We start from the raw sequence: 22118 nt of genomic DNA on the forward strand, positions 1-22118 counted from the left end.
CCTTGTGCCACGTCCTTTGGCGGTCCCATGATTCTCGATCAGGATCCGGGTCAACCCGGTCCGCTGCGCCGCAATCTGCGGGCGCTCTATCGTGCCGACGAAACGGATGTCGTCGAGCAGCTGCTGAAGGAGGCCGAGCTTCCGCCCGAGATGCAGGACCGCGTCGCGGCCCGGGCCCGCAAGCTGGTGGATTCGGTCCGCGCCAATCGGGTCGGCGGCGGCGGCATCGATGCCTTCATGCATGCCTACGAGCTTTCAAGCCGCGAAGGCGTGGTGCTGATGTGCCTCGCCGAGGCGCTGCTCCGGATCCCCGATGCCGAAACCGCCAACCAGCTGATCCGCGATAAATTGCGCGAAGCCGATTTCGGCCAGCACCTGGGGGAATCGGATTCGCTCTTCGTCAACGCCTCGACCTGGGCCTTGATGCTGACCGGCCGCGTCTTGAAGCTTGACCAGGGCGGCAGCGATCTCGGCGGCATCCTGAAGCGCCTGGTCACCCGCAGCGGCGAGCCGGTGATCCGCCAGGCCGTCACCCAGGCGATGAAGATCCTCGGCCGCCAGTTCGTCATGGGCCGCACCATCAACGAGGCGCTGGAACGCGCCGAGGCGACCGAGGCCAAGGGCTATCGCTATTCCTATGACATGCTGGGCGAGGCCGCGCGCACCGCCGGCGATGCCCGGCGCTATTTCGATGCCTATGAGAAGGCGATCCAGGCGATCGGCAAGGCGTCGGCCGGCAAGGGTCCGATCAAGGGCCCCGGCATCTCGATCAAGCTCTCGGCCCTGCACCCGCGCTACGAGTTCGCGCAGAAGCAGCGCGTCATGACCGAGCTGGTGCCGCGCATCGTGACCTTGGCGCAGTCGGCCAAGCGCTTCGACATCGGCTTCACCATCGATGCGGAGGAGGCGGATCGTCTCGACCTCTCGCTCGACGTCATCGAAGCGGTCTCCGCCGACCCGAGCCTGGTGGGCTGGAACGGTTTCGGCCTTGCGATCCAGGGCTATCAGAAGCGCTGCTCGGCGCTGATCGACTGGCTGGGCGACATGGCGCGCCGGCACAAGCGCCGCCTGATGGTGCGGCTGGTGAAGGGCGCCTACTGGGACAGCGAGATCAAGAACTCCCAGGAGCGCGGCCTGCCGGGTTACCCGGTCTTCACCCGCAAGGCCTCGACCGACGTCTCTTACCTGGCCTGTGCTCGAAAGCTGCTGGCGGCACCCGATGCCTTCTTCCCGCAATTTGCCACCCATAACGCGCACAGCCTCTCCGCGGTGATCGAGATGGCCGGCGGCGAGGTCGCGGCCCGCGACAAGCTCGAGTTCCAGCGCCTGCACGGCATGGGCGAGCCGCTCTACGAGCAGGTCGTGCCAGCGGACACCATGGGCATCGCCGCGCGCATCTACGCGCCGGTCGGCAGCCATGAGGATCTCCTGGCCTATCTGGTGCGGCGCCTGCTCGAGAACGGCGCCAACACCTCCTTCGTCAACCGCATCGTCGATGAGAAGGCGCCGCTGGACGAGATCGTCGCCGATCCCATCACCAAGGTGCGCAAGCTCCCGCAGAAGCCGCATCCCCGGATCCCGCAGCCTTCCGGCATCTATGGCGCCGAGCGCCGTAACTCGCAAGGCATTGATCTCACCGATCTCGACGTGCTCGCGCCGCTCAAGGCTGAGATCGAATCCGCCGCCGAGCGCAGCTGGAAGACCGCGCCGATCATCGGCGGCTATCCGACCGGCGGGGAGGGTGAAGCCGTCCTCAACCCGGCCGATCTCCGCCAGACCGTCGGCCGCGTGGTCAACGCCACCACCAAGGATGTCGACAACGCAATCTCCCGCGCCCAGCGCGCCTTTCCGGAATGGGCCGCGACCCCGGCCCAGGAACGCGCCGCTTGTCTAGACCGCGCCGCCGATATGCTGGAAGCGGAGCGGGGTGCGGTCATGGCGCTCTGCATCCGCGAGGCCGGCAAGACCGTGATGGACGCGATCGCCGAGCTGCGCGAGGCGGTCGACTTCTGCCGCTACTACGCCGCGCGCTGCCGCGAGGATTTCGGCAAGCCGATGCTGATGCCGGGGCCGACCGGCGAGCGCAATCAGCTGGCGCTGCACGGCCGCGGCGTCTTTGCCTGCATCAGCCCCTGGAACTTCCCGCTGGCGATCTTCATGGGCCAGGTGACCGCGGCATTGGCTGCAGGCAACGCGGTCATCGCCAAGCCCGCCGAGCAGACGCCGCTGATCGCCGGCCTCGCGGTCGCGATCCTGCACCGCGCCGGCATCCCGGGCGACGTGCTGCATCTGCTGCCCGGCGACGGTGCCACCGTCGGCGCGCCCTTGGTCGCCGATCCGCGCATTGCCGGCGTCGCCTTCACCGGCTCGACCGAGACCGCGCGCGCGATCAACCGCGTGCTCGCTGCCAAGGATGGGCCGATCGTCCCGCTGATCGCCGAGACCGGCGGACAGAACGCGCTGATCGTCGATTCCTCCGCCCTGCCCGAGCAGGTGGTGCGCGACACCGTGGTCTCCGGCTTCCAGAGCGCCGGCCAGCGCTGCTCGGCTCTGCGCGTGCTGTTCGTGCAGCAGGATATCGCGCCGAAGCTGACCGAAATGCTGGCCGGCGCCATGGCCGAGTTGAAGATCGGCGATCCCGCTTTGCTCTCGGCCGATGTCGGTCCGGTGATCGACAAGGATGCCAAGGAGATGCTGGAGAAACACGCCGCCCGCATGGCGCGCGAAGGCCAGCTGATCCATGAGGCCAAGCTCAGCAGCGACTGCCAGCTCGGCTATTTCTTCGCGCCGCGCGCCTACAGGATCGATTCCCTGAAGCGGCTCGAGCGCGAGGTGTTCGGCCCCATCCTGCACGTGATCGCCTATGCCGGTGATCGCCTGGACGAGGTGATCGAGGCGATCAACAACACCGGCTACGGCCTGACCCTCGGCATCCACACCCGGATCGACAGCCGCGCCGAGCACATCGTCAGCCGGCTTCGCGTGGGTAACGCCTATGTGAACCGCAACATGATCGGCGCGGTGGTGGGCGTGCAGCCGTTCGGCGGCGAGGGTTTGAGCGGCACCGGCCCCAAGGCCGGCGGTCCGCATTACCTGCACCGCTTCGCGACCGAGCGCACGCTTTCGGTGGACACCACGGCTTCCGGCGGCAATGCTTCGCTGCTCAGCCTGAACGAGGAGGCCTCTTGATGAGTTTGCGGCGGACCTGGTTTGGCGTGGTGCTCTTAGCGGCCGGATGCGTCGTCGGGATGGCACGCGCGGCAGACTCGCCGTATCAAGGCCAATTCGCGAAGGCGCCGATGCCGCTGGTCACATGTGCCGTGGCGGAGTTGATGAAGGGCCACCCGGAAATGTATATCGAGCTCGGCGGAACGGACAAAACCTTCAAGAAATTCTCGATGTCGGGCGCCCCGACCAAGCTTGCGGCGCTTTCCTGGAGCCTCTCTGCCGAAGATGCGGGCTCAGGCAAGTCGACGGCCATGTTGCAAGGATCTGGCGCCAGTGCTGCAGAATTGGACGAGTTGTGGAACTTCGTGAAGTCTTGCGGCGCTGCTGATCTCTGAGCGAGGGTAGGCTTTCGGGAGACACGACGGCTTGCGGCGATGCTTCGCTGCTGGCGCGACCGACGGAGAGCCGATGAGCTATCACAATTCCTCCTTCCACCCGGAACCGCTGGCGGCCTTCCCCTCGGGTACGCCGGACCGCTTCGCCGAGGCGCGCTATGTGGGCGAGTTGGAAACGCCGATGCGCGACGGCGTCGTCCTGCGCGCCGACCTGACGCTCCCGGCCGGCGTCGACCGGGCGCCGGTGATCCTCATCCGCCAGCCCTATGGTCGCAAGACGCCGGCGATGATGCTGGACCAGACGGCGGCTTTCTGGGCCCGCAAGGGCTATGCCTGCATGGTGCAGGACGTGCGCGGCAAGTTCTCCTCCGACGGCCAATTCGAGCCGGTGGTCAACGAGATGAACGACGGCCACGACACCGTCGCTTGGATCACCCGCCAGGACTGGTGCAGCGGCCAGGTCGGCATGTGGGGCGAATCCTATTACGGCCTCACCTCGTTGGCCGCGGCGATGTCCGGCGTGCCGGGCCTCGCCTGTATCGCGCCCGGCGACATTGTCATGGACTGGCACAAGATCTGGTTCCGCCAGGGCGCGATGTTCCAGAACACCATGGCGCCCTGGGCGATCTCGATGGACGCGCCGGAATATGCCGACCTCTCCAAGCTCGATCCCTGGCATCTACCCTTGAACGACATGGCGCGCGCGGCCGGGCAGGGCGGCGCTTACTTCAACAGCGTGCTCGCCCATGTGACCGACCGCGCCTGGTGGGAGCGGCTCGACCTCACCTCCAGCCTCGATCGCGTGAAGATCCCGGTGCTCTACTGGTCGGGCTGGTACGACAACTTCACCGGCGGCGCGTTGCAGGACTTCAAGCGCCTCGAAGCGGCGGCCGGCGCGGCGCATATCCACCTGATGGTCGGGCCCTGGGATCACGAGGGCAGCTCGGAGCACACGACCAAGGCGATCTGCATGCCGCTGCCGGCCACCGGCAGGGCGCGCTGGGATACCTATCAGTATTTCTTCGACCGCTACCTGATGGGGATCGCCAACGGCTTCGGCCGCGACGGCCGGGTGCGCTATTTCACCATCGGCGCCGACCGCTGGCAGGTTGCAAAATCCTGGCCGCCGGCCAGCATGCAGCCGACCCCGTTCTATCTCCGCGGCGAGGGCCAGCTCTCGGAAACCAAGCCGAACGACGACGCGGCACCCGACCGCTTCACCTACGACCCGGCGGATCCGGTGGTGGAGACCGTCGGCCTCAATTGCTGGGCGGTCTGCGGCCAGCTCGGCGATCGCCGGCCGATCGAGGCCCGCGCCGACGTGGTCAATTACACGACGCCGCGACTGGAAGCCGACGTCGAGCTCACCGGCCCGATTGCAATGAAGCTCTATGCCGCCTCGGACGCCACCGACACGGATTTCACGGTGGCCTTGAGCGATGTCTTCCCCAACGGCGTCTCCAACCCGATCCAGGACGGGATCATCCGCGCTTCCGCGCGCGAGGATGCCTTCGATCCCAACCCGATCGAGCCGGGGCGGATCTATGCCTATGACATCGACCTCTTCGCCACATCCTATCTGGTGAAGGCCGGACACCGGATCCGCGTCTCGATCTCGTCCAGCTGCTTCGACCGCTACGACCGGAATCTGAATACAGGTGAGCGGTTTGGCACCGGCAGCGCGATGCGCGTCGCCCACCAGGAAATCCACCGCTCGGCCGCGCATTCCTCGCATATTCTGCTGCCGCTGAAGCGTTAAAGGAGCCGCTTCCCCGGGCGGTTGCGCCTCCAGCTGTATCATGGCAAGGTTGTTGACAAGGCAAAGTCGACATAACAAGCCAATGCGACAGGGAGGACAGAATGCAGAAATCCGAGTTCCTTGACCGGCTGCAGGAAGGCAAGCTCAGCCGCCGCCAGGTCCATAAGATACTGCTCGGGGCCGGCATGGCCCTTACCACGATCCCGCTCACCCGCAACGCCGCGGCAGCCGACGACCAGGCGATCTATTTCACCTGGTCGGGCTATGACGATCCCGGCTTCTTCCCGGCCTATGTGAAGAAGCACGGCGCCAACCCGCAGATGCCGGTCTTCGCCGATTCCGAGGAAGCGCGCACCAAGATCCAGAACGGCTTCGTGGTCGATATCGACCATCCCTGCAGCACCGACGTGAAGCGCTGGACCGACGTCGATCTCTTGCAGCCGATCGACACCTCGCGCCTCTCCGCCTGGGGCACCGTGTTTCCGCAGCTGAAAGCGCTGCCCAACACCCAGATCGACGGCAAGCAGTTCTTCATCCCGATCGACTGGGGCAACACCTCGATTCTCTATCGCCCGGACCTGGTCGACATCCAGGAGGAATCCTGGACCCTGCTCTGGGACGAGCGCTACAAGGGCCAGCTCTCGATGGCGGCGGACGGCACTTCCAGCGTGCCGCTGGCCGGCATCGTCGCCGGCGCCAAGAATCCCTTCGACATGACCGATGCCGAGGTCGCCAAGACCAAGGAGCTGCTGGTGAAGCAGAAGCCGCTGCTGCGCTTCTACTGGGACAGCAACTCCACCGTCGAGCAGGCGCTCGCCTCCGGCGAGCTGGTCGCTTCCGACGGCTGGAACAGCTCGGTCGTGGCGCTGCAAGGGCAGGGCGTGCCGATCAAGTTCATGAACCCCAAGGAAGGGATCATGAGCTATTGCTGCGGCCTGGTGCTGACCAAGAACGCGCCGCATCTCGACAAGGCCTATGACCTGATTGATGCCATGCTGCAGCCGGAAGCCGGCAAGTGGCTGGTGACCGCGATGGGCTACGGCCATTCCAACAAGGCGACCTTCGAATCGCTGAGCGACGACGAGCTCAAGGCGGTCAACCTGCCGCGCGACCCGACGGTCTTCTTCGAGAAGAGCATCTTCCAGCAATACATCCCGAACACCGATGTCATCCAGAAGATGTTCGAGGAAGTGAAAGCCGGCGCCTGATCCGGGATGGCGGAAGCAGGCGCGATCGAGAGCAGGGCAAGGCGCAGCGCGTCCATCGGGGACGCGCTGCGTCGTTTCTGGCGCCTCCGCCCCGGCCTGCGCGGCCTCGCGCTGCTGACGCCGGCGCTGATCATCCTCATCGTGATGATGGTGGCGCCGCTGCTGCTCACCATCGCGCTCTCCTTCGCCAGCCAGAAGGGCTTCGTGATCGACCGCACGCCGACCTTGGCGAACTACGCGGTGCTGTTCGCGCCGGAAGGCAAGCTCTACCGGATCCTGATCTGGAAATCGCTCTGGATGTCCTTCACCGCGACCATCGCCGTCGTGCTGCTGGCCTATCCGATGGCCTACTACCTGGCCTTCCGGGTGCATCGGCGCAAGCTGCTCTGGATCATCCTGATCACCGTGCCGTTCTGGACCAGTTACCTGCTGCGGGTCTTCGCCTGGAAGGTGATCCTCGGCTATAACGGCGCCATCAATTCCGGCCTGGTCTCGCTCGGCATCATCGAAAAGCCGCTGGAGTTCCTGCTCTACAACCCGACCGCGGTCACCATCACGCTGGCGCATGCCTGGGCCGCCTATGCGATCCTGCCGATCTATGTTTCGTTGGAGAAGATCGACCGCTCGCTGCTGGAAGCCGCGACCGATCTCGGCGACGGGCCGCTGCGCCGCTTCCTGCGCATCACCTTCCCCTTGTCGCTGCCCGGCACCATCGCCGCCACCTTGCTGGTCTTCATCCCGACCGTCGGCGACTACCTGACGCCCTCGCTGGTCGGCGGCACCTCGGGCATCATGGTCGGCAACAGCATCGCCGCGCTCTACGGCAAGGCCAACAACGGGCCGATGGGCGCTGCGCTCTCGATTGCGATGATGCTGGCGATCACCCTGGTGGTCTGCGCCTTCCTGGCGCTGATCGGCCCGAAGCGGCTGCGGCGCAAGGGGGCCTGAGATGCGGTCGCAAACCATCTCCCGCCTGCTCACCGTCTTCGCGCTCGGGTATCTGGCCTTCCTCTACGTGCCGGTCCTGCTGCTGCCGCTGTTCTCCTTCAACGACAACATCTACGTCACCTTCCCGCTGAAGGGCTTCACCTGGAAATGGTATGAGTCGATGCTGGCGAACCAGCCGCTGATCGACGCCATGGTCGCCAGCGTCCAGGTCGGCCTCGCGGTCTCGGTGGTCTCCACGGTGATCGGCATGCTGGCGGCGATGGGCCTGACCCGCTACCAGTTCCCGGGCAAGGGCATCATCACCTCCACCATCATGCTGCCGCTGGTCATTCCCTACATCATCCTCGGCATCTCGCTGCTCTCCTTGGCGCGCCAGGTGTTGGGGATCGATCTCTCGCTCTGGACCATCGTCGCCGCCCATGTGCTGGTCTGCGTGCCCCTGTCGATGCTGGTGCTGATCGCCCGCATGGAAGGCTTCGACAAGAGCCTGGAGGAAGCCTCGCTCGATCTCGGCGAGGGCGCCTGGCGCACCTTCTGGCGGATTACCTTTCCGCTCGCCATTCCGGGCATCGTGTCGAGCTTCCTGCTCTGCTTCAGCACCTCCTTCGACGAGTTCGTGCTGGCCTTCTTCCTGAGCGGCACCGAATCGACCCTGCCGATCTACATGTACAGCCTGCTGCGCTTCCCGGCGAAGGTGCCGGGCGCGCTGGCGCTGGCCAGCTGCATCCTGCTGGGCTCGATCATCGTCATCGTCTTCGCCGAATGGTATCGCCGGCGCGGCATCCAAGCGCAGCAGGAGGGGCTGGTCTGATGAGCGACGCCATGATTGCAATCCAGGACGTCACCAAGGCCTTCGGACCGGTGCGCGCCGTGGACCAGGTGAGCTTCGAGATCGGCCGCGGCGCGTTCTTCTCGCTGCTGGGGCCGTCCGGCTGCGGCAAGACCACCTTGCTCCGCATGCTGGCCGGCTTCGAGATCCCGACCGCGGGCGAGATCTATATCGACGGCCAGCCGATGTCGGCGGTGCCGCCGAACCAGCGCCCGACCAACATGGTGTTCCAGAGCTATGCGATCTTTCCGCACCTCAACGTGCGCGACAACATCGGCTACGGCCTGGTGCGGTTGAAGCTGCCGAAGGCCGAGCTCAACGCCACCATCGACCGCGCGCTCGATCTCATCAAGCTGCCGGGCTACGGCGACCGGATGGCGAGCCAGCTCTCCGGCGGCCAGCGCCAACGCGTGGCCTTGGCCCGCGCCTTGGTCTGCCGCCCCAAGGTGCTGCTGCTCGACGAGCCCTTGGGCGCGCTCGACAAGAAGCTCCGCGAGGAGATGCAGCTGGAGCTCCGCCAGATCCAGCGCGAGGTCGGCATCACCTTCGTCTTCGTGACCCATGACCAGGAAGAAGCCCTCACCATGTCGGACCGGATCGCCGTCATGTCCAGGGGCAAGGTGCTGCAGATCGACAGCGCGGCGGCGCTCTACGAACAGCCCAACTGCCGCGAGGTCGCGGAGTTCATCGGCACCATGAACGTGTTCGAAGGCCGGCTGCTCGGCGTCCAGGGCGGCGTGGCGCGGGTCGACGCCGGCCCCGCGGGCGAGCTCCTCGCCCCGGTCAACGGCGCCGCCGACCTGGCGCCGGGCGTCGCGGTCAGCGTCGCGGTCCGGCCGGAGAAGCTGGAGATCGCCGCCGCCCGCCCCAGCAATGGCAACGCCATCAACGGCCGCCGGCTGGCCGAAGCCTATCTCGGCGACCGCAGCCATTATTATGTCGGCGCCGAGGGCCTTGCGAAGCCGATCGCCGCCGCCGCGCAGAACAAACAGCGCGCCTTGACCTCGGGCGCCGCCGGTGAAACCGTATGGGTGCATTGGCCGGTCGAGGCGGGGGTGCTGCTCGAGCGGTGAGATTCTGATCCGGGGGGATCATGCGCAAACTGCTTCTGGCAGTACTGCTCTCGACAGTGGGATACGGGTGCGCGACGCAGAACGGCACGACGGTTACCGGTTCGGATCGCGAGGGCAGGTTTGCGAAAGACCCACTCCATCTCGGCACTTGCGTGGCAATGGGTGCACATGTCCGAAATGCCGAATTGTACCTCGCCATCGGCGGCGAACCCGGGGACTATTCAATCCTCGCGTCTCGCACCAAGGATGGATCGCCGATATGGACGATCATTGCCAATAAAGCAGGCTCCAACAGCTCGGATGTCCGGCTCCGAGGATCGGGTGCCAGTGCTGCTGAACTCGATGAGATGTGGCGCATTGTCGAGTTCTGCGAAAGCTACGAGCCCGGATGAACCGGCGCAGCTTCCTCGCCGGTATTGCTTCGATCGGCGTCTGGGCCGAAAGTGCCGTGGCCGCTGAACCGGAGATGCCCTTCGCCGAATGGGTGAACACGCTCTACGTCGGCGCGCTGGCCTTGCGCGAGGCGGCGGAGGCCGGGGCCGGCGCCGACCTGACCGACCGGGAGCTGCAGGGCCTGTTCTCGCCGGAAGTCCAGGCGATGCGCGATGCCGTCGCCGACCGCACGCTTCCGCCGAGCGAGCCCGACGGCCCGATCCTGCACATCCTGTTCGGCTGGGGCGCGCTGCCCAAGCGCAAGCTCGAGATCCGTTCGGTGAAGGCCGACGGCGAGGCCAAGGCGAAGATCGATCTCACCATCAACGGCAATCCCCGCCCGCTGGTGCTGACCGGCTTCTATTACGAGCCGGGCAAGACCTGGCAGATCGACGACATCGACTACGGCGAGGGCGGCCCGGACCGGACGCTCCGCGGGCGTCTCGAACGCATGAAGAGCTGGCCGAAGCGCTGAGCTAACCCAGCAGCAGGCTGTCGTCGGCCAGGGTCTGGCCGCGCTCGCGGGCGAACAGGGCGAGCAGGTCGGGAACGTCGAGGCCTTTGCGCGCCTCGCCCGCCACGTCGAAGACGACGCGGCCCTCGTGCAGCATCAGCGTGCGCTCGCCGTGGTCGAGCGCCTGGCGCATCGAATGGGTCACCATCAGGGTGGTGAGCCTCTGGTCCTCGACGATCCGCTGCGTCAGATCGAGCACGAACTCCGCAGTCTTCGGGTCAAGCGCCGCGGTATGTTCGTCGAGCAGCAGGATCTTCATCGGCTGCAGGGTCGCCATCAGCAGGCTCACCGCCTGGCGCTGCCCGCCGGAGAGCAGGCCCATGCGGTCGCTCAAGCGGTTCTCGAGCCCGAGCCCCAGGCGGCGCAGCTGGTCGCGGAAAGCCTCGCGCCGCGACTTATCGATGGCGCGGCCGAGACTGCGCCGCCGGCCGCGCGCCGCCGCCAGCGCCAGATTCTCCTCGATGCTGAGATCGGCGCAGCTGCCGGCGAGGGGGTCCTGGAACACGCGGGCGACCAGGGCGGCGCGGCGCGGCGGCGACCAGGCGGTCACATCCTCTCCGTCGATGACCACGCGCCCGGCATCGACCGCGGCGTCGCCGGTCAGCACGTTCAGCAAGGTCGACTTGCCCGCGCCGTTGGAGCCGATCACGGTCACGAACTGCCCGGCAGGGATCGCGAGGTCGAGCCCGCGCAAGGCCGGCGTCGCCATCGGCATGCCGCGGTTGAAGGTGACGGCGATGTTCTCGGCCGCGATCATTTCTTCGGCCGCCCGGCGATCAGCGCGCGTAGGGGATTGCGCGCGCCGGGCAGGATTAGCGCCACGGCGACCAGCACCGCCGTCACCAGGTTGAGGTCGGAGGCGCTCAAGCCGAGGAAAGAAGCGTTGAGCGCCAGCGCGACCGCCAGGCGGTAGATCACCGATCCGGCAATGCAGCCGAGGATCCAGACCGGCAGCGACCGCGCGCCGAAGATCGCCTCGCCGACGATCACCGCGGCGAGGCCGACGACGATGGTGCCGGTGCCGATGGTCACGTCGGCAAAGCCGTTCATCTGCGCGAACAAGGCGCCGGCCAGCGCCACCAGCCCGTTGCTGATTGCCATGCCGACATAGGTCGTGGTCTTGGTGTCGATGCCCTGGGCGCGGGCCATGCGCGGGTTGCTGCCGGTCGCGCGCATCGAAAGACCGTAAGACGACAGCAGGAAGCGGGTCAGCAGCAGGCCGACTACGACCAGCACCACACCGGCGAACAGCGGCTTCAGATAGAGGTTGGGCAGGCCGAGGCCCTGGAACGGCGTCAGGATCGTCTCCGTCCCGAGCAGCGCCACGTTGGGCCGGCCCATGATCCGGAGGTTGATCGAGTAGAGCGCGATCATCGTCAGGATGCTCGCCAGCAGGTGCAGGATGCCGAAGCGCAGGTTGAGGAAGGCGGTCAGCAATCCCGCCGATGCCCCGGCGGCAATGGCCACGGCGGTCGCCAGATAGGGATCGAAGCCGGCGACGATCAGGCTCGCCGCCACCGCCGCACCCAGCGGGAAGCTGCCATCGACCGTGAGGTCGGGGAAGTTGAGGACGCGGAACGACAGGAACACGCCGAGTGCCACGAGTCCGAACACGAACCCGATCTCGACTGCGCCGAGTAGAGCAACGAGACTCATCTGTGGGTCTATTGTGAAATCGTCATGGTCCGCGAAGGCGGACCATCCACGAGTTTTTATCGAGCGACCGATGCAAACTCGTGGATCCTCCGCCGACGCGGAGGATGACGATTGTATTTTGACGCACGCGCCTACTTCACGACTTCCTTGGCGCCCGCGACCAGGGCTTCCGGAAGCTTGACGCCCATCTTCTCGGCAGCACCCGGATTGACGAAGAGCTGGGTGATCTCGATGCCCTGCACCGCGATGTCGCCGGGCTTCTCGCCTTTGAGGATGCGGGCGACGATCTTGCCGGTCTGCCGGCCGACGTCGTAGTAGTCGAAACCGATCGCCGCGATCGCGCCGCGCTTCACCGAATCGGTGTCACCGGCGAAGACCGGGAGCTTGTTGTCGACCCCGACGCCGATCACCGCTTCCAGCGCCGAGACGATGGTGTTGTCGGTCGGCACGTAGATCACGTCGACCTTGCCGACCAGGCTCTGCGCCGCCGCCTGCACGTCGGACGACTTCGGCGCCGGCGCCTCGACCACTTCCATGCCCATGGCAGCGGCCTTCTCCTTGACCAGGCCGACCAGGGTCACGGCATTGGCCTCGCCGGGATTGAAGGGAACGCCGATTTTCTTGGCGCCCGGCACGATCTCATGAATGAGATCGATCTGCTTGCCGATCGGCGAGAGGTCGCTCATGCCGGTGACGTTGCCGCTCGGCTTCTCGAGATTGGTGATCAGCTTGGCGCCGAGCGGGTCGGTCACGGCGGTGAAAACGACCGGAATGTCGGTGGTGGCGCTGATCACCGCCTGCGCCGACGGAGTCGAGATCGGCACGATCACGCTCGGGCTCTCGCCGACGAACTTCTGGGCGATCTGCACCGCCGTGCCGGGATTGCCCTGGGCGCTCTCGTAGATGAACTTGAGGTTCTTGCCTTCCTCGTAGCCGGCGGCCTTGAGCTCGTCGCGGACGCCGTCGCGGGCGGCGTCGAGCGCCGGATGCTCGACGATGGCGGTGACGGCGACGAAAGCGTCTTCCGCCAAGGCCGGCGTTCCGAGGGCGAAAGCGCCCAGCAGGAAGCCCGTGCAGGCAAGCAGAGAACGACGCGAAAACGACATGGAAATCCTCCCCGAGAACTGGTTTTGCGGATCATGCAATACCAGCCGTATCCGGGCCGTCAAGCGCCCTCCGATCTAGGCGAGATGGCCCCAAAAAGGCGGTATTGACGGCCGTGCGGCCCGACGCCACGATTTCAGACCCGCGGATAGTCGCGGTCCGCGGGATCGGGTAACGCCATGTTCGACGCTATACACTTTGGCGCTGAGTGTGAAACCGCGCTGGCAGAAGGAGGGCGCGACGCGGTTCGGCGCGTGCTGGTTTCCGCGATTTCCAATCCGGCCAAAATCATTGCTGCCTTGGGGGCGCCGCGGCGGGCCGGCGACAAGGTCCTGCATCGATCCCAAACTCTGACCATCCTGCATATCGTCTGGCCGCCGTCCTTCACAACGGAACCGCACAATCACGGGCTTTGGGCGGAGATCGGGGTTTACGCGGGCCGCGAAGACAACATCTTCTGGCGCCGCTCGGGGCCAGGGGGGCGATTGCCGATCGAACCGATCGGTGCGGCTTCTCTCTGTGCCGGTCATTCGCATGCACTCGAGCCCGATGTCATTCACTCGGTGACCAATCCGCTGGATACCGTCACCGCCGGTCTGCATATTTATGGCGGAGATCTCACGACCGGTGGATCGCGGCGCATATGGGAAGGTGCGGCGCTGGTGGAAGGGCCGCTCAACTACTTAAGAGACGATCGGATCATCGAGACTTACAACGCGAGCCTGGTCGACTGACGGCCGAGGAGGCTATTCCGCCGCCGCGCGGAAGGCTTCGCGGAAATGCGCCTCCATGTCGCGGCGCACCCGCACCGCGGGGTGGGCGGCGTCGAAGTCGACGTCCGCCCAGGTCACGCATTGTCCGGCGGCGACCGGGTTCTTCAGTCTCACACCATGCGCGAGGCCGATCGGCAAACCGCCCAGCTCGAGCGAGCGCGCGGCGGGCATGAGCTTGCCCCAGACCGTGGCGCCGCCCTCGCCGTCGAGCACGGTGCCGGGCATGAGATCGCTCTTCGCGGTCGCGACCACATCGCCGCGAAAGTCCCGGGTCGTGCCGGTTGCCTTGCCGATGAGCCCGGCGGAAAGCACCGAGATGTTGAGCTCCATGCCGATCAGGTGGAACGGCTTGAACATGGCGGAGTAGCGGCCAGAGGCGTCGGTGTTCATGCCGTATTGCCGGAAGCAGCGCGCCGCGTAGTCGTTCGGCGCCTCCATCACCACATAGACCCCCCAGCGCAGATCCTTGAACACCGGCCGGCCGTCGCGCTCCAGCGAAGAGACGACCTCGACCTGGCCCTTCGCCTCGAGCTGCCCGCCGACGCTCCGCGGCCTGAGCACGGTGGCGAGATCGTCCATGCCGGAGGGCGGGAACGCCAAGCCGTCGCTGGGCGGCGTCAATCCGCAGGCATTGGCGATCGCCGCCATCTCCAGCGCCGACTTGGTGCCGTCGAGGAAGGAGTTGAACATCTTGGAGTTCATCCCGGCGGCCTTGGCCTGCTCGGCGGTGAGGCCGTAGTGGTCCCAGACCGTATCCGGCGTCGAGGCGTGATAGGCCGGGAGATACTTGGTGCCTTTGCCGGCGGCGACCACCTCGAAGCCGCAGCAGCGCGCCCAATCGACCAGCTCGCAGGTGAGCGCCGGCTGGTCGCCATAAGCCATCGAATAGACCACGCCCGCCGAGGCCGCTTCGCGCGCCAGCAGCGGCCCGGCCAGCACGTCGGCTTCGACGTTCACCATGACGATATGCTTGCCGTGTTTGAAGGCGAGGCGCGCGTGTTTGATTCCGGCGGGCGGATGGCCGGTCGCCTCGATCACCACATCGATGTCGGCGGCGGCGATGGCGGCTTCCGCATCGTCGGTGAAGCGCGTCTTCTGGATGAGATCGTCCGGCCAGCCGACGGCGCGGCATGAAGCGCGCGCAGCGTCGGGCCGGAGGTCGGCGATGGCGGTGACGACGAGCCCGGGCGTGGTCGGCACCTGGCCGAGGAACATCGAGCCGAACTTGCCGGCCCCGATCAGCAGGACCCGGACCGGCTTCGATTGCGCGGCACGCGCCATCAGCTCGGCATGGAGATACATGGCCGTCTCCCTGTTACGCTGCGCTCTTCGCCATCTCCGCCAGCTCGGCAAGGCAATCGTCGCTGAGCGGGTCGATCGGCGTGAAGTCGCGGTGCGCGATCCATTCCTTGCGTTGGAGCTTGCGGATGTAATTGTCCACGTGATTGAGCGACAAGTAAACGATGGTGCGGCCGAACGGACTGATGTTGGGCGGGCTGGCATGCACCAGCAGCGAGGAGAACATCAGCATCGAGCCGGCGGGACCGGTGGGCGCCACGCAGCCGCCTTCTTCGGCGAGCCGGGTCACCGTCTCGCGGTCGAGGGTCCAGAGCGGGTAGCTGGTGGTTTCGAGATCATGGCCGGCCGCGACCACGCCCTGCTTGTGGCTGCCCGGAATGAGCAGCAGCGGGCCGTTGGCGGCGGTCACCTCGTCCAGGAACACCGAGATGTTCATGGCCCGCGGCTCCGGCATCTCGTCGTCGCGCGCCCAGGTGCCGTAGTCCTGGTGCCATTGCCAGACCTCGCCGTCGAAGGCCGCCTTGGCGTTGACCTTGTACTGATGCATGTAGACCGGGCCGCCGAGCAGCTGCATCACCGGCTCGATCAGCCGCGGATGCGCGCCGAGGCGACGAAATGCCTCGTTGTAGAGATGCGCGGCGAAGGCGGTGCGCGGCGCGCCGCTCTTCTCGCGCCAGACCTCGTCGCGATGCATCGCGTAGACTTCTTCGGCGGCGCGGTGCAGTACGCCCGCTTCCTGCGGCGTGAAGCGTCCCGGAAAGAACAGGTAGCCGTCCCTGTCGAAGCGTTCGAGCTCGGCCTGCGAGAGTTTCATTTCTGCAATCCTCCCCGTTTCTTCTCTCCTGCTTTCAACCATGCCGACGTGCGGTCGGCGGCGTGCTCGGCGTGTTCCAGGGCCAATCGCTCGGCGGCGACCGGGTCGCCGGCGCGGATCGCGCTGAAGATCGCCTTGTGCTGCTTCCAGACCGGCCCATGGGTCTCGGGCTGTTCCAACGAGGCCTGCATGGAGCGGCGGAAATGGACCCATTGCGGCCGCGCCATCTCCTCGATCACCGGGTTGGCGGAAAGCCGGTAGATCGCGATGTGAAAGGCCACATCGGTCTCGACCCAGCGCGCCAGGCCGCCGGCGCGTTTGGGGTCGTTCTGTTCGGCAATCAGGCCCTCGATCTCGCGCAGGATGTCGGCCGGCGCATCCCCCGCCTTGACGCGCCGCGCCGCCAGCCCGGCGGCGAGCGCGTCCATCCGACCGCGCACTGCATAGAGCTGGTGCAAGCGCTCGGCCTCGATCGGCGCCACGGTCAGGCCCTTGCGACCGAGCTCCACCAGGATGCCCTGTTCCTTGAGCAGGTTGAGCGCGTGGCTGACCGGCTGGCGCGATACGCCGAGACGCTGCGCCAGGTCCTCCTGCGCCAGCCGTTCCCCGGTGCGAAACGTGCCGTCCACGATCGCGCCGAGGATGGCGTCGCGGACGCGTTCGGTGAGGGCGGGCTCCTGGGCAAACGGCTTCATGCGGATCCCCAGCATTTTCATTACTGCATTCGGAATTCTGAATGCAGTTTTGGCCAAAGTCAACCCGGCATCCGGGGCGCGGAGCGGCTAGGGTTGCAGGGCCGGACGCACCGCGGTTCGGCCAAGCAAAAGACCAGAACAGGGAGTTCCATGCCCCGCGACCCGCGTTTCGATCCGCTCTTCGCGCCCTTGAAGATCGGCCCGGTCACCGCGCCCAACCGGTTCTACCAGGTGCCGCATTGCACCGGCATGGGCTACGCCATGCCGCAGACCCTGGCCGCCATGCGCGCGGTCAAGGCCGAGGGCGGCTGGGGCACGGTCTGTACCGAGTATTGCTCGATCCACCCGACCTCGGACGACCATCCGTCGCCTTTCGCCTCGCTCTGGGACCAGGGCGACGTCGCCAATCTCGCCGTGCTGGCCGAAGGCGTGCATCGGCACGGCAGCCTCTGCGGCGTCGAGCTCTGGCATGGCGGCTTGCGCTCGGCCAACCTGCTCTCGCGCCAGACGCCGATCGGGCCCAACAGCCTGCCGGCCGATAAGGCGCCGCTGCAGGCGCGGCGCATGGATCTCGCCGACATCCGCGACTATCGCCGCGCCCATCGTGCCGCCGCTTTGCGCGCACGCGAGGCGGGCGCCGACTTGGTCTATGTCTATGCCAGCCACACCTATCTGCTGTCGCAGTTCCTCGACCGCCGCATCAACCGCACGATCGTCGGCTACAGCGGCAGCATCGAGAACCGGGTCCGCATCATCCGCGAGCTGATCGAGGAGACCCAGGAGGCGGTCGGCGACGCTCTCGCCGTTGCGATCCGCATCGAGGTCGATGCCGAGGCGACGCCGGGCGACGATCCGGACGGCGAGCGCCGCGCCATCTTCGAACTCTTGAAGGACGGTCCCGATCTCTTCGACGTCACCATCACCGATTATTCGCAGGAGATGGGCGTCTCGCGCTTCGTGCACGAGGCCTCGCTGGAGCCGCTGATCGCCCATGTCCGCGGCATCGTGCAAAAGCCGGTGGTCAGCGTCGGTCGCTTCACCACGCCGGAGACCATGCTCAGCCAGTTGAAGCGCGGCATCGTCGACCTCATCGGTGCCGCGCGGCCCTCGATCGCCGATCCCTTCCTGCCGAAGAAGATCGCCGAGGGCCGGCCCGACGACATCCGCGAATGCATCGGCTGCAACATCTGCTATGCCAGCGACATCCAGGGCGTGCCGCTCCGCTGCACCCAGAATCCCACCATGGGCGAGGAATGGCGCCGCGACTGGCACCCCGACCGCATGCCGCGTGCGCAGCAGAGCGAGCGCATCCTCGTCGTCGGCGCTGGGCCCGCCGGGCTGGAGGCGGCGCTTACGCTCGCGCAGCGCGGCCATCAGGTGACCCTGGCGGAGGCGCGCCGCGATCTCGGCGGCCGCGTGACCTTAGAGAGCAAGCTGCCGGGCTTGGGCGAATGGGCGCGGGTGCGCGACTACCGCCAGTACCAGCTTTCGAAATGCGACAATGTCGAGATCTTCCGCGAGAGCCGTCTCTCCGCCGCCGATGTCCGCGAGCTCTCGCCGCGCCACGTCCTGCTCGCGACCGGCAGCCATTGGCGCGCCGATGCCACCGGGCATAGCTTCCCCGCCGGCAATCCCGGCATCGATCTCGCGATTGCGCTGACCCCCGACGACCTGATGGCGGGCAAGCGCCCGGCCGATAGAGCCAAGCCGGTCATCGTCTTCGACGACGACCACTATCTGATGGCCGCGGTGCTGGCCGAGCTGCTGGGGCGCGAAGGCTATGCCGTCACCTATGTGACCACCGCCGGCGTGGTCGGCTTCTGGAGCCGCTTCACCATGGAGCAGGCGCGCAGCCAGGCGCGGCTGATCGAGGTCGGCGTGCAGATCATCGTCAGCCATGCGGTGGATTCCGTTCACGGCGATCAAGCGACACTCTCCTGCGTCTTCTCCGGCAGGCGGCGGGATCTCCCCTGCGGCGCCTTCGTGCCGGTGACCTCGCGCGAGCCCGATGACACGCTCTGGCACGAACTGCAAACGGACACCGCTGCCAATGCCGCCGCCGGCATCGCCGGCATCCAGCGGATCGGCGACTGCAAGGCGCCGGGCCTGATCGCCCATGCGGTCTATGACGGCCACCGCACCGCGCGGCGGATCGACGGCGACCAGGCGACGGGTGAGGACCTGCCTGAGGAACCGCCGTTCCGCCGTGATCGAGTGGTCATATCCGCCGTGCTATGATCCGGCATGGCCGCACCGGACCCCTCGCAGAAAGTGGACCTCGCTTTGGTTCTGGCGGTCGATTGCTCGAGCAGCGTCGACCCGGTCGAGTTCCGGATCCAGATGGAAGGCATCGCCGCGGCGCTGCGGCACCCCGCTTTGCATGACGCCATCGCCGCCGGCCGGGAGCATTGCATCGCGCTGAGCCTGGTCTTGTGGTCGGGCGCGCAATCGCAGTCGATCGCCATGCCCTGGCAGCTTCTCGCGACGCAAGCGGATCTCGAAGCCGCCGCCGCCGTGATCGCCGGCGCCGAGCGGGAATGGCAGGCCGGCGGCACCGCCCTGGCGATCGCGATCGACTTTGCCGCCGGTTTGCTCGCGGCGCCGCCCTTCGCCGCCAAGCGCCGGGTGATCGACGTCTCCGGCGACGGCATCGACAACGTCACCGGCACAACCGAGGCGGCCCGCGACCGCGCGGTGGCGCAGGGCATCACCATCAACGGCCTGCCGATCACCAAAGGCTCGCAGCTGCTGCCGATCTACTACAAGACCCAGGTGATCGGCGGGCGCGATGCCTTCGTCCAACCCGCCCCCGACGTCGAGGCCTTCCCCGCCGCGATCCTGCGCAAGCTGTTGCGCGAGATCGGCAACCCGGTGGTTTGACAGTTTGATTATTGGGAACGAAACAGGTACAATGACATCACGGCGGCCAACCTCAAACCTTCCATGTCCGAGATTGGCCGGTCCCTGCACGGATCCCAACCCCGACGGGACCCCGACAGAATCCGAGGATAGTGGTGGTGGGTATGGCCTAGGCCGCCAGAGTCCCGTTCAGCCCCGCGACGAAGATCTTGCCGAGCTCGGCGGCGCCGACCTTGATCGGGTTGCCGCCGGCGGAAGGATCGGCTTCGGCCGCCTTGGCGACCTCGTCCACGCGCTTGTCGTCGACGCCGATCTCGCGGAGCGTGTGCGGGATCGCGATTTCCTTGCGCAGCCTCAGCACCCAGTCCATCACCGCCTTGAAGCCGGGGTTGGGCAGGCCGAGGAAGCGGGCGAGGTGGGTCATCCGCTCGTCGATGGCCTTGCGGTTGAAATCGAGCACATAGGGCATCACCACCGCATTGGTGAGGCCGTGATGGGTGTTGTAGAGCGCGCCCAAGGGATGGCTGATCGCATGCATGCCGCCGAGCCCCTTCTGGAAGGCGGTGGCGCCCATCGAGGCCGCCGCCATCATATTGGCGCGGGCGACCAGGTTCTTGCCGTCCTTCACCGCGGCCGGCAGGTTCTCGGCGACGAGCCGCATGCCCTCGAGCGCGATGCCGTCGGCCAGCGGGTGGAAGCCCGGCGCGCAGAAGGCCTCGAGACAATGCGACAGCGCATCCATGCCGGTCGCCGCGGTGATATGCGGCGGCAGGCCGACGGTCAGCTCGGGATCGTCGATCACGATCGAAGGGAGCATCTTCGGGTGGAAGATGATCTTCTTCACATGCGTGGTCTCGTCGGTGATGACCGAGGCGCGGCCGACTTCCGAGCCGGTGCCGGAGGTGGTCGGCACCGCGATGATCGACGCGATGCCGGCGGCGTTCACGCGGGTCCACCAGTCGCCGATATCCTCGAAGTCCCAGATCGGCCGGGTCTGGCCGACCATGAGTGCCACCGCCTTCGCGGCATCCAAGGCCGAGCCGCCGCCGAAGGCGATGACGCCGTCATGGTTGCCGGCCTTGTAGACCTTCACGCCGTCATCGACATTCTTGCCGATCGGGTTGCCCTGCACCTCGGAATAGAGCCCGGTCGGAATCCCCGCCGTCTCGTTGCGCGCGATTGCGTCCTTGATCATCGGCAGGCCGGCGAGGCCGGGATCGGTGATCAGCAGCGGCCGCTTCAGCCCCAAGGCCTTGCAATGGTCCGGCAGCTCCTTGATCCGGCCGACGCCGAACTTCACGGAGGTGGGGTAGTTCCAGTTGCCTTTGAGGGCGGCGGCGTCGGTCGTCATGTGGGGCAGGTCCTGAAGGGTTGAGGTCGAAAAACGGCGGCATTCTAGCGCTGAGAAGCAGGAAAGCTAGGGCCTTGCCAAGCACCCGGAACCGGGCACACTTCAATACGTGCGGGAGGTGCCAGCCGGTGGGTTCGATGCGGAAATGGCTGCGAAGGGCAGTGGTGGCTGCGCTGGCTACCATAGTGCTGCTTGCGATCACTACCGCGGGCTGGTTTGCATGGCATTTTCATCCAATGTCCGCCTTCGGTCGCGGGATTGGAAACCTGCCACGAGAAGAACAGATCGCTTACTTGATCTTGATTGATCAGGCCGATGCAGGTGGTCTCCGCAAGCGCAGCACCACGCTGCCCATGGTCGCATACACGAGCGAAGATCGAGGATGCCCAGCTCTAAGCCCAGGTCTCAAAGACGCCTTGGTCAGTTCTAGCGTGTTCTCGAGTGTAGCTCTCGTGGCTTCGGACTGTGACGCACTAGAAGCCCCTTTCATCTTCGCGGCCATCCGCGAGGAGCGCCTCATGGGTGGCGTCAGCTGCGGTGGGCTTTGCGGAGGCGGGCATATCTACGCCGTCACCGAAGTCTTCGGAGAGCTTGTCATATATCGGCTGGGGACGTGGATCTCATAGTGCGCCCGTTTAATTTGCATTTGTCGTCGCAATCAGAAACCAGCGGAAATGGCCGGTGGCCGGGTAGGCGGTCAGCATGTCCTCTTCCCGCGTTCCGGCGCCAATATTGTGGATGATCAACGGCCGGCCGGAGCCGGGATCGGCCCGGTCCGAGACGATGCCGATATGCGGCAAATTGCCCGGGAGCATCCAGGTCACGATGTCGCCGGCTCGGTAGTCACCGGGCTCCAAGGCAAGACCCTGTCGCTTGAAATAGGTCGCGAGGTTGGGCACGCGGCGGTGATCGATATTCGCATCCGGCCGCTTGAGGCCCCAGCTCTGCGGATAGGCCTGGAAATGCTTCCGCATGTCCTCGTGCACCAGGCGCTGCAGGTCGATGCCCTGGCTGCGGAAGGCGCGGATCACCACGTCGGTGCAGACACCGCGCTCGATCGGCACGTCACCCATCGGATAGGCGAGCTTCTCATAGCGCGGGTCGTAGACCAGCGTGCGCCCGACCTGGTCCCGCGCCGCCGCGACCAGATCCAAGGCGGGATCGGCCTGGGCGGGCCAAGCCAACAACAAGATGAATGCCGCGATCCACCACCGGAACATGGCGCCAGCATCTCGGCAGAG

General features: G+C 66.4%; 20 protein-coding genes. 12 read left to right on the forward strand and 8 right to left on the reverse strand.

What is annotated here, in order from left to right; genetic code table 11:
- Positions 1 to 27: 27 nt before the first annotated feature.
- The 9 genes from putA (at position 28) to ACH2CY_RS01630 (ending at position 10287) form a co-directional block, all read left to right on the forward strand.
- Positions 28 to 3189 (forward strand): bifunctional proline dehydrogenase/L-glutamate gamma-semialdehyde dehydrogenase PutA, encoded by a 3162-nt coding sequence (gene putA / locus ACH2CY_RS01590; RefSeq protein ID WP_395015189.1) that lies wholly within the window; start codon positions 28 to 30, stop codon positions 3187 to 3189.
- Positions 3189 to 3563: a hypothetical protein gene (locus ACH2CY_RS01595; RefSeq protein WP_395015190.1), complete on the forward strand. Its 375-nt coding sequence runs from the start codon at positions 3189 to 3191 to the stop codon at positions 3561 to 3563. Before putA ends, ACH2CY_RS01595 begins: the two co-directional genes overlap by 1 nt.
- 73 nt (positions 3564 to 3636) lie before the next feature.
- Complete coding sequence (locus ACH2CY_RS01600; RefSeq protein ID WP_395015192.1) at positions 3637 to 5322, forward strand: CocE/NonD family hydrolase; 1686 nt, start codon at positions 3637 to 3639, stop codon at positions 5320 to 5322.
- Between the two features lie 101 nt (positions 5323 to 5423).
- Positions 5424 to 6530, forward strand: coding sequence for a PotD/PotF family extracellular solute-binding protein (locus ACH2CY_RS01605; RefSeq protein WP_395015194.1), 1107 nt, complete (start codon positions 5424 to 5426; stop codon positions 6528 to 6530).
- Between the two features lie 6 nt (positions 6531 to 6536).
- Complete coding sequence (locus tag ACH2CY_RS01610; RefSeq protein ID WP_395015196.1) at positions 6537 to 7478, forward strand: ABC transporter permease; 942 nt, start codon at positions 6537 to 6539, stop codon at positions 7476 to 7478.
- Between the two features lies 1 nt (position 7479).
- On the forward strand, positions 7480 to 8289 hold the full coding sequence (locus ACH2CY_RS01615) for an ABC transporter permease (protein ID WP_395015198.1): 810 nt from the start codon (positions 7480 to 7482) through the stop codon (positions 8287 to 8289).
- Positions 8289 to 9380, forward strand: coding sequence for an ABC transporter ATP-binding protein (locus tag ACH2CY_RS01620; RefSeq protein WP_395015199.1), 1092 nt, complete (start codon positions 8289 to 8291; stop codon positions 9378 to 9380). The genes ACH2CY_RS01615 and ACH2CY_RS01620 overlap by 1 nt, the downstream gene beginning before the upstream one ends.
- Positions 9381 to 9400: 20 nt before the next feature.
- Complete coding sequence (locus ACH2CY_RS01625) at positions 9401 to 9772, forward strand: hypothetical protein (RefSeq protein ID WP_395015201.1); 372 nt, start codon at positions 9401 to 9403, stop codon at positions 9770 to 9772.
- On the forward strand, positions 9769 to 10287 hold the full coding sequence (locus ACH2CY_RS01630; RefSeq protein ID WP_395015203.1) for a YceI family protein: 519 nt from the start codon (positions 9769 to 9771) through the stop codon (positions 10285 to 10287). The genes ACH2CY_RS01625 and ACH2CY_RS01630 overlap by 4 nt, the downstream gene beginning before the upstream one ends.
- Position 10288: 1 nt before the next feature.
- On the opposite strand, the gene ACH2CY_RS01635 is transcribed toward ACH2CY_RS01630, so the two are convergent.
- The 3 genes from ACH2CY_RS01635 to ACH2CY_RS01645 all read right to left on the reverse strand — a co-directional run bounded on the left by ACH2CY_RS01635 (position 10289) and on the right by ACH2CY_RS01645 (position 13088).
- Positions 10289 to 11083 (reverse strand): ABC transporter ATP-binding protein, encoded by a 795-nt coding sequence (locus ACH2CY_RS01635; protein WP_395015205.1) that lies wholly within the window; start codon positions 11081 to 11083, stop codon positions 10289 to 10291.
- Positions 11080 to 11982 carry an ABC transporter permease gene (locus tag ACH2CY_RS01640; protein ID WP_395015206.1) on the reverse strand — a complete coding sequence of 301 codons (903 nt, stop codon included), beginning with the start codon at positions 11980 to 11982 and terminating at the stop codon, positions 11080 to 11082. The genes ACH2CY_RS01635 and ACH2CY_RS01640 overlap by 4 nt, the downstream gene beginning before the upstream one ends.
- 131 nt (positions 11983 to 12113) lie before the next feature.
- Positions 12114 to 13088, reverse strand: coding sequence for an ABC transporter substrate-binding protein (locus tag ACH2CY_RS01645; protein WP_395015208.1), 975 nt, complete (start codon positions 13086 to 13088; stop codon positions 12114 to 12116).
- A gap of 177 nt (positions 13089 to 13265) precedes the next feature.
- On the opposite strand from ACH2CY_RS01645, the gene ACH2CY_RS01650 reads away from it, so the two are divergent.
- Entirely contained in the window at positions 13266 to 13820 is a 555-nt protein-coding gene (locus ACH2CY_RS01650) for a hypothetical protein (protein WP_395015211.1), read from the forward strand.
- 12 nt (positions 13821 to 13832) lie between these two features.
- On the opposite strand, the gene ACH2CY_RS01655 is transcribed toward ACH2CY_RS01650, so the two are convergent.
- From ACH2CY_RS01655 to ACH2CY_RS01665, 3 genes are read right to left on the reverse strand one after another with little or no spacing between them, the layout of a single operon-like run.
- Positions 13833 to 15161: an NAD(P)H-dependent oxidoreductase gene (locus ACH2CY_RS01655; protein ID WP_395015213.1), complete on the reverse strand. Its 1329-nt coding sequence runs from the start codon at positions 15159 to 15161 to the stop codon at positions 13833 to 13835.
- 13 nt (positions 15162 to 15174) lie between these two features.
- A complete protein-coding gene (locus ACH2CY_RS01660) occupies positions 15175 to 15972 on the reverse strand; it encodes a phytanoyl-CoA dioxygenase family protein (protein ID WP_395015215.1) in 798 nt (265 codons plus the stop codon).
- Positions 15969 to 16667 (reverse strand): GntR family transcriptional regulator, encoded by a 699-nt coding sequence (locus ACH2CY_RS01665; protein WP_395015217.1) that lies wholly within the window; start codon positions 16665 to 16667, stop codon positions 15969 to 15971. The genes ACH2CY_RS01660 and ACH2CY_RS01665 overlap by 4 nt, the downstream gene beginning before the upstream one ends.
- 150 nt (positions 16668 to 16817) lie before the next feature.
- Between ACH2CY_RS01665 and ACH2CY_RS01670 the strand changes: the two genes are divergently transcribed.
- Entirely contained in the window at positions 16818 to 18905 is a 2088-nt protein-coding gene (locus tag ACH2CY_RS01670; protein WP_395015220.1) for an FAD-dependent oxidoreductase, read from the forward strand.
- 6 nt (positions 18906 to 18911) lie between these two features.
- Positions 18912 to 19547: a DUF1194 domain-containing protein gene (locus tag ACH2CY_RS01675; protein WP_395015221.1), complete on the forward strand. Its 636-nt coding sequence runs from the start codon at positions 18912 to 18914 to the stop codon at positions 19545 to 19547.
- A gap of 148 nt (positions 19548 to 19695) precedes the next feature.
- Here the strand turns inward: ACH2CY_RS01675 and ACH2CY_RS01680 are convergent, their stop codons facing one another.
- The gene (locus ACH2CY_RS01680; protein ID WP_395015223.1) at positions 19696 to 20877 is read right to left on the reverse strand and encodes an iron-containing alcohol dehydrogenase; all 1182 of its coding nucleotides are present in this window, start codon (positions 20875 to 20877) and stop codon (positions 19696 to 19698) included.
- Between the two features lie 635 nt (positions 20878 to 21512).
- The gene (locus ACH2CY_RS01685; protein ID WP_395015224.1) at positions 21513 to 22067 is read right to left on the reverse strand and encodes a DUF1287 domain-containing protein; all 555 of its coding nucleotides are present in this window, start codon (positions 22065 to 22067) and stop codon (positions 21513 to 21515) included.
- Between the last annotated feature and the right edge of the window lie 51 nt (positions 22068 to 22118).

It is taken from the genome of Dongia sp. (assembly GCF_041905885.1).
Lineage (GTDB): Bacteria > Pseudomonadota > Alphaproteobacteria > Dongiales > Dongiaceae > Dongia.

Excerpts from the sequence above, each read along its gene's own strand:
- ACH2CY_RS01610 (WP_395015196.1), top strand. The coding sequence starts at position 6,537 with ATGGCGGAAGCAGGCGCGATCGAGAGCAGGGCAAGGCGCAGCGCGTCC.
- ACH2CY_RS01650 (WP_395015211.1), top strand. The coding sequence starts at position 13,266 with ATGTTCGACGCTATACACTTTGGCGCTGAGTGTGAAACCGCGCTGGCA.
- ACH2CY_RS01655 (WP_395015213.1), bottom strand. The coding sequence starts at position 15,161 with ATGTATCTCCATGCCGAGCTGATGGCGCGTGCCGCGCAATCGAAGCCG.
- ACH2CY_RS01645 (WP_395015208.1), bottom strand. The coding sequence starts at position 13,088 with ATGTCGTTTTCGCGTCGTTCTCTGCTTGCCTGCACGGGCTTCCTGCTG.
- ACH2CY_RS01615 (WP_395015198.1), top strand. The coding sequence starts at position 7,480 with ATGCGGTCGCAAACCATCTCCCGCCTGCTCACCGTCTTCGCGCTCGGG.
- ACH2CY_RS01680 (WP_395015223.1), bottom strand. The coding sequence starts at position 20,877 with ATGACGACCGACGCCGCCGCCCTCAAAGGCAACTGGAACTACCCCACC.
- ACH2CY_RS01665 (WP_395015217.1), bottom strand. The coding sequence starts at position 16,667 with ATGAAGCCGTTTGCCCAGGAGCCCGCCCTCACCGAACGCGTCCGCGAC.
- ACH2CY_RS01675 (WP_395015221.1), top strand. The coding sequence starts at position 18,912 with ATGGCCGCACCGGACCCCTCGCAGAAAGTGGACCTCGCTTTGGTTCTG.
- ACH2CY_RS01630 (WP_395015203.1), top strand. The coding sequence starts at position 9,769 with ATGAACCGGCGCAGCTTCCTCGCCGGTATTGCTTCGATCGGCGTCTGG.
- ACH2CY_RS01670 (WP_395015220.1), top strand. The coding sequence starts at position 16,818 with ATGCCCCGCGACCCGCGTTTCGATCCGCTCTTCGCGCCCTTGAAGATC.
- ACH2CY_RS01605 (WP_395015194.1), top strand. The coding sequence starts at position 5,424 with ATGCAGAAATCCGAGTTCCTTGACCGGCTGCAGGAAGGCAAGCTCAGC.
- ACH2CY_RS01600 (WP_395015192.1), top strand. The coding sequence starts at position 3,637 with ATGAGCTATCACAATTCCTCCTTCCACCCGGAACCGCTGGCGGCCTTC.
- putA (WP_395015189.1), top strand. The coding sequence starts at position 28 with ATGATTCTCGATCAGGATCCGGGTCAACCCGGTCCGCTGCGCCGCAAT.
- ACH2CY_RS01660 (WP_395015215.1), bottom strand. The coding sequence starts at position 15,972 with ATGAAACTCTCGCAGGCCGAGCTCGAACGCTTCGACAGGGACGGCTAC.
- ACH2CY_RS01635 (WP_395015205.1), bottom strand. The coding sequence starts at position 11,083 with ATGATCGCGGCCGAGAACATCGCCGTCACCTTCAACCGCGGCATGCCG.
- ACH2CY_RS01595 (WP_395015190.1), top strand. The coding sequence starts at position 3,189 with ATGAGTTTGCGGCGGACCTGGTTTGGCGTGGTGCTCTTAGCGGCCGGA.
- ACH2CY_RS01620 (WP_395015199.1), top strand. The coding sequence starts at position 8,289 with ATGAGCGACGCCATGATTGCAATCCAGGACGTCACCAAGGCCTTCGGA.
- ACH2CY_RS01625 (WP_395015201.1), top strand. The coding sequence starts at position 9,401 with ATGCGCAAACTGCTTCTGGCAGTACTGCTCTCGACAGTGGGATACGGG.
- ACH2CY_RS01640 (WP_395015206.1), bottom strand. The coding sequence starts at position 11,982 with ATGAGTCTCGTTGCTCTACTCGGCGCAGTCGAGATCGGGTTCGTGTTC.